Source organism: Paenibacillus sp. SJS-P3 (assembly GCF_056711585.1).
The window spans coordinates 2,885,793-2,896,698 of record NZ_CM160043.1 but is presented as its reverse complement, the minus strand read 5'-3'; the positions used below and the strand labels follow the sequence as shown (position 1 = coordinate 2,896,698).

The 10,906-nt window shown below is 62.3% G+C and carries 8 protein-coding genes; 7 read left to right on the top strand and 1 reads right to left on the bottom strand.

Annotated elements, in window-relative coordinates:
• Positions 1 to 8 precede the first annotated feature (8 nt).
• From AC06G8_RS13370 to AC06G8_RS13350, 5 genes are all read left to right on the top strand, one after another.
• The gene (locus AC06G8_RS13370) at positions 9 to 905 is read left to right on the top strand and encodes a carbohydrate ABC transporter permease (RefSeq protein ID WP_076355171.1); all 897 of its coding nucleotides are present in this window, start codon (positions 9 to 11) and stop codon (positions 903 to 905) included.
• Between the two features lie 91 nt (positions 906 to 996).
• Entirely contained in the window at positions 997 to 2,658 is a 1,662-nt protein-coding gene (locus AC06G8_RS13365) for an extracellular solute-binding protein (RefSeq protein WP_447661252.1), read from the top strand.
• A 59-nt stretch (positions 2,659 to 2,717) separates the two neighbouring features.
• Positions 2,718 to 5,144 (top strand): hypothetical protein, encoded by a 2,427-nt coding sequence (locus AC06G8_RS13360; protein ID WP_447661251.1) that lies wholly within the window; start codon positions 2,718 to 2,720, stop codon positions 5,142 to 5,144.
• A 146-nt stretch (positions 5,145 to 5,290) separates the two neighbouring features.
• Positions 5,291 to 5,662, top strand: coding sequence for a hypothetical protein (locus AC06G8_RS13355; protein ID WP_447661250.1), 372 nt, complete (start codon positions 5,291 to 5,293; stop codon positions 5,660 to 5,662).
• Positions 5,663 to 5,918: 256 nt separating this feature from the next.
• The gene (locus AC06G8_RS13350; RefSeq protein WP_447661249.1) at positions 5,919 to 6,434 is read left to right on the top strand and encodes a hypothetical protein; all 516 of its coding nucleotides are present in this window, start codon (positions 5,919 to 5,921) and stop codon (positions 6,432 to 6,434) included.
• Between the two features lie 349 nt (positions 6,435 to 6,783).
• On the opposite strand, the gene AC06G8_RS13345 is transcribed toward AC06G8_RS13350, so the two are convergent.
• Entirely contained in the window at positions 6,784 to 8,709 is a 1,926-nt protein-coding gene (locus AC06G8_RS13345; RefSeq protein WP_447661248.1) for a glycoside hydrolase family 13 protein, read from the bottom strand.
• A 354-nt stretch (positions 8,710 to 9,063) separates the two neighbouring features.
• Here AC06G8_RS13345 and AC06G8_RS13340 point away from each other — a divergent pair, with 354 nt between their 5' ends.
• Positions 9,064 to 10,317 carry a DNA polymerase IV gene (locus AC06G8_RS13340; RefSeq protein WP_447661247.1) on the top strand — a complete coding sequence of 418 codons (1,254 nt, stop codon included), beginning with the start codon at positions 9,064 to 9,066 and terminating at the stop codon, positions 10,315 to 10,317.
• Positions 10,314 to 10,790 carry a YhjD family protein gene (locus AC06G8_RS13335; protein WP_447661246.1) on the top strand — a complete coding sequence of 159 codons (477 nt, stop codon included), beginning with the start codon at positions 10,314 to 10,316 and terminating at the stop codon, positions 10,788 to 10,790. The genes AC06G8_RS13340 and AC06G8_RS13335 overlap by 4 nt, the downstream gene beginning before the upstream one ends.
• Positions 10,791 to 10,906 lie beyond the last annotated feature (116 nt).

Below are 10,906 nucleotides of genomic sequence, written 5' to 3'. Positions count from 1 at the left end.
CTCCATTCATGGGAAGGCGCAAATTCTCCCTCTTCAGCGTGTTCAATTACACCGTCCTGACGCTGTTCGGGCTGTCGATGATCTACCCGTTCATCTATATCCTCGTCTACTCGCTGAACGACGGCAAAGATTCCATGATGGGGGCGCTCTACTTCTACCCCCGCCAGTTCACGCTCGACAACTACGCGCAGATCTTCGACAACGCCAAGATCTGGCAGGCCTACAAGATCACGCTGCTGCGGACGCTGCTCGGCACGTTCCTGCATGTGACGCTGTGCACGCTGATGGCCTACGCGCTGTCCAAGAAGACGCTGCCCGGCCGGACGTTCTTCACCTTCTATATTTTCCTGCCGACCATCTTCAGCGCGGGCTTCATTCCCTACTTCATCACGCTCCAGAAGCTTCATCTCATCAACAGCTTCTGGGTTTATGTCATTCCGATGCTGTTCAGCTTCTTCCACATCGTCATCATCCGCACGTTCCTGCAAGGAATTCCGGAGGAGCTGGAGGAATCGGCCCGCATCGACGGCTACGGCGATTTCCAGATTTTCCTGAGGATCATTCTCCCTCTGTCGGGGCCGGTGCTGGCGACGATCTCGCTCTTCATCGGCGTCTCCCACTGGAACGACTGGTTCAGCGGGGCTTACTACGTCTCCGACAAGAGCCTCATTCCCGTCCAGACGCTGCTTCAGCAGATGCTCACCGAAGCGGAAGCGCTGTCATCCTCCATGCAGCGGGCGGCCCAGCAGGGCGGCCAGACGATGAACGTCAACGTGGCGGGAGCGACGCCGGAATCGCTGCGGATGGCGCTGCTGGTCATCACTGTGTTTCCGATCCTGTGCATCTATCCGTTCCTGCAGAAATACTTCGTCAAGGGCGTCATGATGGGCTCGGTCAAAGGCTAGGGTAAACGTCCTGCGGTCGTCGGCGGGCTTTCGGCCGGCGGCTGCGAAGGGACTTTATCATATACCACTTACGAATATCGGAGGGGTTACCATGAGGAACAAGCGGACCAAGGCTGCGGCGGCGCTGCTCGCCGCGGCGATGATGGGCGGCACGCTCATCGGCTGCAGCAACGGCGGAGGCAACGATGCGGGAGCGGGAAATGGCGGCGGGGACGGCGGCACGGGCAAGGAAGTGACGCTGAAGATTTTGCACAACTGGAACGGCTCCGGCGCCGGGGATGTAGACTTGACTCCTGTCGCCAAGGCGATCGAGGAGAAGACCGGCGTCAAGGTGCAGATGGATTACACCAAGGGCAGCGAGGTCGAGAAGGTGAACCAGATCTTCGCGACGCAGGATCTGCCGGACATCTACACGGGACCGGCCTGGGGCGGAGAGCTGGACGGAATCATCAAGGCGGCCAAGGAGGATCAGCTCGTCGACATCTCCGGCAAGCTGGACCAGTACCCGAACCTCGCCAAGGCGATCGCCAAGGAAAACGTGCCCCCGGCTCTCTACGACAAGGCGATCGGGGCGTTCGGCGACAAAAAGTTCATGATGTACCAGAACCAGCCGTCCACGGACAAGGACGCCATGGATTGGCTCTACGGCTTCTATGTGCGCAAGGACATCGCGGAGAAGATCGGAATCGATCCTCAGTCGGTCAAGACGAAAGACGACATGTACAATTTCCTCAAAAAGATCAAGGACGCGGGACTGAAGGAGAGCGGCATGCCGGTCTTCCCGCTTGGCGGCTTCTCCAACGGCTGGGCCGTCGGCATCGGCAATACGATGTTCTACGGTTCCGACTACGTCGACAAGGGCGACGGCACGCTTGAGCATGTCTTCTTCACCAAGCCCTACGAGGATTACACGCTTTACTACCGCAAGCTCATCTCGGAAGGGCTGCTCGATCCGGAGACGTTCACGCAGACCGACCCGATCGCGCAGGAGAAGATCAAGCAGGGCCGCATCGCCGTCCTGGCCGCGCATCTGCCGGCGATCATCGATGCTTCCAAGGATTATGTGAAATCGCATCCGGGAAGCGACTACGTGCCGGTAGGCCCGCTGGAGCGCGCCGGCGCCGAGCCGGACCGGCCGGTCGATCTCGGCATCCAGGGCAACAACGTGACCGTCATCACGAAGGCATGCAAAAACGTGGACGCCGCGCTGAAGCTGCTCGATTTCCTCGCGTCGGACGAAGGCTTCAAGCTGGTCCGCTACGGCGTTGAGGGCGTCCATTACGATATGGTGGACGGCAAGCCCGTCGCCAAAAAGGAGTTCTTCGACAAGTTCGCGAGCGATACGACGGGCAAGGCCAAGAAGAACGAAGGCTTCAGCATCGGCTATGAGGATATGACCGGCCAGGACCGCTTGAATTCTCTTGGAGGCGACATCTGGGCAGATCAGGACCGGATCGCCAAGATGGACAACGCGCGCAAGATTCTGCGCCCGAACGGCATCTCGGTCATCTCGGCCTACAACCCCGGCGATGTCATGGCCAAGTCGCCGCAGTGGGAGGCGCTCAAGCCGTCCATGGATAAGATCGGGGACGTATGGAAGGAAGCGATCTTCGCCAAGTCCGACGATGCGGCGCTCAAGGTCATCGGCGCGCTGCGCGACCAGATGAACAAGACCGGGTATCCGGATGCAATCAAGTACGTGAACGACAACCTGAAGGGCAAGGAAGTCGTCACGCTGGGAATGCCGAACTGACCCTGAGTCCGCAAGGATGCGGGGAAGCCGGAGCCGTACGGGAAAGGCTGCGGGCGAGCATGAAACCGCAGCTGGAAAGGGGACGGACGAATTTGAACCGGAACGGGCAGGAAAGGCAGGAATGGACGGGATTCCAGGAATCCCGTCCCTACGGGCCGAAGTACGATCTGCGTACCGATTTCGTCATGGTGTACGGCATCTCGGAGGATCTGCCGAGGCGAATCGAAGGGTGGAAGAAAGCCGGCTACAGCATCCATCTCATGACCGGCGTCTCTTGGGGAGAGTACCAGGATTATCTGTACGGCCGCTTCGACGGCCGGGAGCATTGGGATGAAGCGCAGACGGAGCGCTCCGGCGGCCATCTGCTGCATGGCAAGGATGTGCCGTACATGGTGCCGACGATCTCGTTCGCCGATTACCTGGCCGCGCATATCAAGAAGGCGATCGACTGCGGCGTCGAGGCGATCCATCTGGAGGAGCCGGAGTTCTGGGCGCAGGCGGGCTACGAGGAGGCGTTCAAGCGGGAGTGGCTGAACTATTACGGAACGCAGTGGCAGGAGCCGCATTCCTCGCCGGATGCCCAATACCGGGCCTCCAAGCTGAAGGCGGCGATGTATTACCGCGCTCTCGACCGGATCTGCAGCGAAATGAAGGAATACTCCCTCGTCGCCTATGGACGAAGGGTCCGGTTCTACGTGCCGACGCACAGCCTGATCAACTACACGCAGTGGCGGATCGTCAGCCCCGAGGCGCTGCTCGTTTCGATGCCGGCCTGCGACGGCTTCATCGCCCAGATCTGGACCGGAACGGCGCGCACGGCCAACGTCTACAAGGGAGTCCGCCGCGAGCGGACGTTCGAGACGGCGTACCTGGAGTACGGCATCATGCAGGAGCTTACGCGCGGGACGGGACGGGAGATGTGGTTCCTGCATGATCCGATCGAGGACAACCCGCGCTACAGCTGGAGCGACTACCGCCGCAATTACCGGGCGACGGTAGCCGCATCGCTGCTGCATCCCGGGGTCAGCCGGTACGAGGTCTGTCCTTGGCCTTGGCGGGTGTTCGAGCTTCCCTACCCGACCGAGGACGGGAAGGGCAAGGAGACGATTCCCGGCGGGTACGCCACCGTTCTGCTGACGGTCATGAATATGCTGCGCGACATGCATAACCATGAGGAAGTTTCCGGGGCTGCCGGCGGAGAGGCTGCGCGGCCGGGCGGCATCGGGCTTTGCCTCGCCAACTCGGCCATGTACCAGCGCGGAGACGTTCTGGCGGAGGGGGAAGAAGAAGAGGGGTTCAACTATGACGGCACCGCAGCGGCAGGCGGCCTGACGGAGCGGCAGCAGGAGCTGCTCGACTGGTCGGCGTTCTACGGGCTGGCGCTGCCGCCGGTGAAGAAGGGCATTCCTCTTCGCCCTGTCCAGCTGGACAACATGCTGACCTTCCCCGGTTATCTGGAGGGCTATCGCGTGCTGCTGCTCAGCTACGAGTTCATGAAGCCGGAGCATCCCGGCATCCATCAGGCGCTTGGCCAGTGGGTTCGCGAGGGCGGCGTGCTGATCTACGTCGGCGACGGCTCGGATCCCTATCACGGCGTCAGCGAATGGTGGAACCGCGGCGCAGGCAGCCGGGTATATCAGCGTCCGGAGGAGCATCTGTTCGAATCGATGGGGCTCGGACGAAACCCGGAGGAAGGCGAGCATGCCGTCGGGGATGGAGCGGTACTGCATCTGAACCGCCATCCCGCCGAGCTGTCCCGTTCCCCGGAAGGGGCAGAGAAGGTGCTCGCCTCTATCCGGCGCGCGCTGGAGCTGCGCGGAGAAGCGGATGAGTACAGGGAAAGCGGCGTTCTGCGCATCCAGCGCGGCCCGTATGTGATCGCGCATGCGCTGGACGAAGCGGAAGCGGATGGAGCGGCTGCCGCCTCGGCGACGGAGAAGAAGGGCGCGCAGACGGTGCTTCAAGGCTGCTTCATCGATCTGTTCGAAGCCGATCTGCCCGTTCTGCAGCGGGTCGAGCTGGCGCCGGGCGAGGACTGCCTGCTCTATGACCTGAGCTATGCCGGAGCAAGCTCCGGAGAGAAGATCTCCCCGGAAGCTGCTGCGGGCTCTGCGCCGGAGGGAGCAGGCCGTGATGCCGGCGAGGCCGGCGGCTCCGCGGCGGCACTGCTCGTCAGCTCGTCGCGCATCCGGGACGAACGCCGGGAGGGCTCCGGCTTCTCCTATGTGTCGGAGTCGCCTGCCGGCATCTTGGTGAGCACAAGGCTGCGGGTCCCTGCCAGGCCCGCCCGGGTATCGGCTGAGCCGGCTGCCGCCGGAGCATCCGGGGAAGCGTCCGGCTCGGCAGCCGGATTATCCGGCCTGGATGCGGCCGGAACCGCCGATGAGCTCTCCGTGGAGACCGTATTCGATTCGGCATCGTCCACGCTGCTTCTGCGGCATCCCGGCCGTCCGTCCGGCGTCCGGATCACGATGGCATGGAGTTGAATGGATGACGAGAAGCCGCCTTTCCTCGGGAAGGCGGCTTTCGTTTTTTTTTTAATTCTATAGGCAAAAAGACCTAAGAATTTGAGCCGGATCTTCCGTTAATAAAGAAGTCGGTAGATTAAATTCATTCAAGAGGTGGATGGATCATGAGTTCCGTCAAAATCATTCACAAGGCCAAGCGCATTCTGGAACTCGTCTGGGACGGCAGCGTCGCTCCCGGCGAAGTCGACGCCATCAATTCGGAGCTGCTGCAAATGGTGAAGGACGAGGGCATGGACGATTTCAGCCTTGTCGTCGACATGCGGGAGATGAAGGCGTTTACTCCGGCGGCGAGGGAGCGGCTGGTGGAGCATCAACGCGATATCAAGGCCGCGGGCCTGAGCGCGGCGGCTGTCGTCGTCGCCAGCAAGATCACCGAGCTTCAGCTGCGCCGCGCGGCTGCGGAATCGCAGCATTCGACCGAAACGCATTGGTCCTCCTATGAAGAAGCGCTGCAGTATTTGACTGAAAAAGCCTGATCGCCGGCAAAGGCCAAGCAGCCCTTGCGGGGGATCCAGGCTCGGATCGGCGGATGGCGAAAGTAATATTCGTAACAGGCCCGTTCGCTCTATGGAGCGCCTCGGGCCTGTTTTATGTTCCTGGCTGAGACGGAAGGCGATGATCGCATTGCCGGAAGGCTGAGTACAGTCCAGTGGCAGCGGCGCGGGAGCAGAAGGCATGCGCAGTCTACCCGCCTGGAAAAATTTATGGCATGATAGGGCGGGAGGGGATGCTGTGAAAGCAAGAGCGGCTTGGACCGGAATCGTATTCGTGCTTGCGCTGGCAGCCGTCGTGTTCGTTCATCTCTTCACATTGAGGCTGGAGCCGGGCAGAGGCCTGTCGGGCAACGGCAATCCGGGCTTGATTCCGCTCTTCTTCGTCCTCTTGTTCTATCCTTTGCTGCTGCTGCAGACCGCCCGGCTCCTGCGCGGCAGCGCCGCGGCGACCCGGGGCCGGTCCGCGCAAAATGCGCTGGCAGGATTGGCGCTGATCGTCCTGCTCCTGCTCGACGCGGCTTATATCCGCCGCAAGACCGCTCATCTGGATTTGATTCCGGAATTCGGAGCTTTGAATATTTACACCAATACGATCTATGCCAACGCCTATCATTTCTTCATCGGGCTCGTCATGCTGCATCTCGTCATTCTGAACACCCGCTGGGGCGGCCGCAAGGTCCCCTTCCGGAGCGCGGAGCAGCCTGATCCGTACAGCACCGTGATCGATTGCGGCGGAGAAGAGGGGCGCCGGTAGTTCCGGAAGAAGTGAAAGCAGGAATCAGACATGCGGCTCCAGCTTGGCCTGCAGCTCCGAAGAGGCCGGGGTCATGGGCAGGCGGAGCGTCTCGGAGGGCACGCTGGAGGCTTTCCTCGGCAGCCTGGCCGAAAAGTGGAAAAGATCGCCATTCCTTCTTCGGAAGGGATGGCGATCTTTTTTGATTTTATTTTCCGTCGGTGCGCTCCTCCCCGTCAATCGGGAGGATGGCTTTGTTCTTGTACTCCGGATGGCCGGCGCGCTCGATGGCGCCGAGCTCCTTGCCGGCGCCATTGGAATCGATGCCCGCGGCATCCGGCCGCGCCGGAGCCGGGGAGAAGCCCGCTCCTCAACCGGCCTCCGCTGCCTCGAGGACGACAAAGCCATAGGGCGGAAGCTCGACAGCAAGCAGGCCGTCGGCTTCCGTCCGGACGGAACCGCGTTCCTCGAAGCTGGAGAGGAGCGTCCTCCAAGCGGGACTCCGCCCGGCGGAATCGGTCCTCGACGGAGCTGCCGGGAGCGCCGGCGAGGCGGCTTCAGGCCGGACGGCTTGTCCGGGCGAAAGGCTCGTAGACGCGGATTCGCCCTCCTCGCCGAACCCGCGGAAGGAGAGGGGCTGAGCGGCATCGCTGCCGTGCGGAGGCGCCGCGCCGAACCGCAGGCTCGCCGTCTCGCCGCGGGCGTTCATCGCGATGAGCAGGCGCTGTCCGCCGCCCGTGCGCTCGTAGGCGAGCGCGCCTTCTCCCGGATCCGCCTGCAGGAAGCGGAGTCCGGCGCTCCGCAGCGCGGGAGAGGAGCGGCGCAGGGCGATGGCGGCCTTGTAAAAGGCGAGCAGGTCCGCGTTTTGCCGGCCGGCATCCCATTCCATGCATTTGCGGCAGCCGGGATCTCCATCGCCGTCGAGGCCGACCTCGTCGCCGTAGTAGATGCATGGAGCGCCGGGATAAGCGAGCAGGAAAAGGGCGGCCAGCTTCATCCTGGAGACGCTGCCGCCGCATATCGTCAGCAGGCGCGGCGTGTCGTGGCTGCCGAGCAGATTGAACGCCGCCTCGGTCGCCTGGCGCGGATAGGCGGCCAGCTGGCGGCCGATCGCATCGGCGAATTCGCCAGCCCCGATGTCCTCCTGGGCGAAGAATTCCAGCACGGCGCTGGAAAACGGGTAGTTCATGACGGCGTCGAACTGGTCGCCCTGCAGCCACATCATGGAATCATGCCAGATTTCGCCGAGAATGTACGCATCGGGTCTGGCCTCCTTAACGGTCAGGCGGAATTCGCGCCAGAACTGGTGATCGACCTCGTTGGCCACGTCCAGGCGCCAGCCGTCGATGCCGATCTCCTCGATCCAGTACCGCGCGACCTCCAGCAGGTACTTCTTGACCTCGGGATGGGCCGTGTTCAGCTTGGGCATGAGCGGCTCGAAAGCGTAGGTCTCGTAAGGAGAGAGCCCGCCGCTGCCGCTCGGCCATGGACGCCTGTGGAACCACCCGGCATAACGGGAGCGTTCTCCGTTCTCCAGCGCGTCCGCGAACGGCGCGAACGATTGCCCGCAGTGGTTGAAGACGGCGTCCAGCAGCACGCGTATCCCTCGCTCATGGCAGAGGTCCACGAGCTCCTTCAGCTTGGCGTTGGTGCCGAAGTGGCGGTCGACCCGCATGTAATCCTGCGTGTCGTATTTATGATTGGTCTCGGCTTCGAACACCGGCGTGAAATAAATCGCGTTCACGCCGAGCTCCGTCAGATGGTCCAGACGGTCCATCACTCCCTGAAGGTCTCCTCCGAAAAAGCTTTCCTCGGTAGGCTCCCCTCCCCAGGGCAGCGTTCCTTCCGGGTTGAGGGACGGGTCGCCGTTCGCGAACCGTTCGGGGAAGATCTGGTAGAACACCGCGTCCTTCACCCAGGCGGGGGGCTCGAACACATCCGCGGGGTTCAAATAGGGGAACTCGAACAGCGCCGGCGGATTGTCGGGAAGCTCCTCGACGAATCCTGCTTCGGTCATATAGAGCGTCTGACCGCCGGAATAGAGCCTGAACGCGTAGCGGAGGCGGCGGAACGCGGGGATGACCGCCGCTTCCCAGTAATCGAACATGGCGTCGCTGGCGAATATGCGCAGCTCGATATCCGTTACGGTCTGCTCCCATCCGTACTTGTCGCCGGCTACCGCCTGCACCCGGTCGATGTCGCCGCGCTTCGTGCGCAGGCGCAGATGCACTGTTTCCCTGTCATACGCATAGGCCCAATTCAGCTTGGGCCGGTGATAGACCGCTTCCCGCAGCATCGTCATCTCTCCTTGATCATTCTGGTTGCGCCGGAGACCGGCCTCGACAGGCAAGCGGACATCCGGCTTCTCACATAAAATACCATCCGGATCCGCCTTCCAAACAAGGGAGAGGCCGCGATTCCGGCAAGCGGAAGCGCGAGGCTGGAACGGCCGGGAGCCTCCGCCTCCCAAGGCCGCCGGACGTCGTCCTCCCAGCCGCCGCGCGGCTTCGGCAGCTGGATGATTTTTCTCCTTGCATAGGGAACATACATTCGGTATATAATACGTCTAGAGTGATATACGAACATACATTCGACAACAGGGAGAGGGAAAGTCTCCGCGAGCCCGCTCCCGCAGAACAGGAGGTGCCCGGTGGAGAGAGTGATCATGCTGGCAGATTGCCAGTCGTTCTATGCTTCAGTAGAGAAGGCGGCGCATCCCGAATATCACGACAAGCCGGTTGCCGTGGGCGACCCGTCCCGGATGAACGGCATCGTGCTGGCCGCCTGTCCGATGGCCAAGGCCCGCGGCGTGACGACGGCCTCGCGGGTCGGCGAGGCGCTGGCCCATTGCCCGGAGCTGGTCGTCATCCGGCCCCGGATGGCCATGTACATCGAAGTGTCCTTGTTCATCACGAAGATATTCGAGACGTACACCGATCTCGTGGAGCCTTACAGCATCGACGAGCAGTTCCTCGACGTCACCGGCTCGGCAGGCTACTACGGCTCGCCGGACGAGATGGCGCGCAATATCCAGAACCATATCCAGCTGTCCACGGGCATCTGGTCGAGGGTCGGCATCGGTCCCACCAAGATTCTCGCCAAGATGGCGACGGACAATTACGCCAAGAAAAGCCCGGAGGGCGTCTTCGAGCTGAACCCCGGCAAGCTGGAGTCGACGCTGTGGACGCTGCCCGTGCACCAGATGTTCATGGTGGCCTCGCGGATGACGCGGCACTTCACGCGGATGGGGCTGAATACGATCGGGGACATCGCGCGGCTGGACTTCTCGGAGTTCAAGCGGCGGATGCGGCTGGAGATGGGCAAGCAGAGCGACATCCAGGCAGGCTATTATTGGCAGACGGCGAGAGGGATCGATCCCAGCCCGGTCGTCACCGGCATCCGCCATCAGCTCAAGTCGGTCAGCCACGGCAAGGCGCTGCGCTGGCGGCTGTACCGCCATCTGCCGGACATCGAGGTCGTGCTGCTGGAGCTCGTCGTGGAGGTATGCCAGCGCACGAGGCGGCATGGCTGCATGGGCTCGGTCGTCTCGGTCGCCGCCATGGAGACGGACGGCGAGCGCTCGTCCTGGTTCAGCCGCCAGCTTACGCTGCCCCAGCCGACCTCGCTGACGCATGAGGTCGCCGCGGCGGTGCGGGAGCTGTTCGTCCGGCATTGGAGCGGCCTGCCGGTCGGCCGGATGAACATCTCCCTCTCCGGGCTGACGGATGACAGCGTCATGCAGCTGACGCTGTTCGAGGACCGTACCCGGGCGTACAGCAAGGAGAAGACGATCGACCGGATCAAGCAGCGGTTCGGGTCCGATGCCATCATGCGGGCTTCCTCGCTGCTGGAATCCGGCGTGGCCCGCGAGCGGGCCGAACAAATTGGGGGGCATTACAAATGAGCAAGCTGGACGGCAACGAGCGCTGGAAGTCCAAGATGCTGCTGACGGAGCATGTGGAGCAGTACGACGGGCAGCATACGGCCCGGGAGGCCAAGGTGACGACGGCGGAGGAGCGCGTCATGATCCGGGACTATATCTTGCTGCCCCATATGGAGAAGATGGTCCAGAAGAGCCTGTCCGAGCTCGAGAACTCATCCAATCTGATGCGGCGCCTGTACGGGATGGCGGGCCACCGGGTGCTGGACCGGATCATGCACGACCTGTACGCCCTGCGCCGGGAGCTCAAGGCGCGCAACATCCGCATCCTCGCGGAGGAGCAGTCGAACTCGGTCGTGTACCACCGCTATTATTGCCGGGGCTACGAGGAGCACTTCGGCATGACGCGGGAGGTCATGCGCTCGGAGATCAGCTGGCAGCTGTCCCGTTATACAACGGAGATCGGCGAGCTGCTGAAGGGCGGAGCGCCCAAGTGAAGCCGAATCAGGCGCGCAAATGAAAATACGAGCAAGGAGCCGTTTGCCTAAGGCAGACGGCTCCTTGCTGTTGGGCTGATTTGTATAAGAGTCAAGATGGCTCTCTTGCAAAATCC

Coding starts and splice junctions, on each gene's coding strand:
- AC06G8_RS13355 (WP_447661250.1), top strand. CDS start 5,291: ATGAGTTCCGTCAAAATCATTCACAAGGCCAAGCGCATTCTGGAACTC.
- AC06G8_RS13370 (WP_076355171.1), top strand. CDS start 9: ATGGGAAGGCGCAAATTCTCCCTCTTCAGCGTGTTCAATTACACCGTC.
- AC06G8_RS13345 (WP_447661248.1), bottom strand. CDS start 8,709: ATGCTGCGGGAAGCGGTCTATCACCGGCCCAAGCTGAATTGGGCCTAT.
- AC06G8_RS13365 (WP_447661252.1), top strand. CDS start 997: ATGAGGAACAAGCGGACCAAGGCTGCGGCGGCGCTGCTCGCCGCGGCG.
- AC06G8_RS13335 (WP_447661246.1), top strand. CDS start 10,314: ATGAGCAAGCTGGACGGCAACGAGCGCTGGAAGTCCAAGATGCTGCTG.
- AC06G8_RS13360 (WP_447661251.1), top strand. CDS start 2,718: ATGAAACCGCAGCTGGAAAGGGGACGGACGAATTTGAACCGGAACGGG.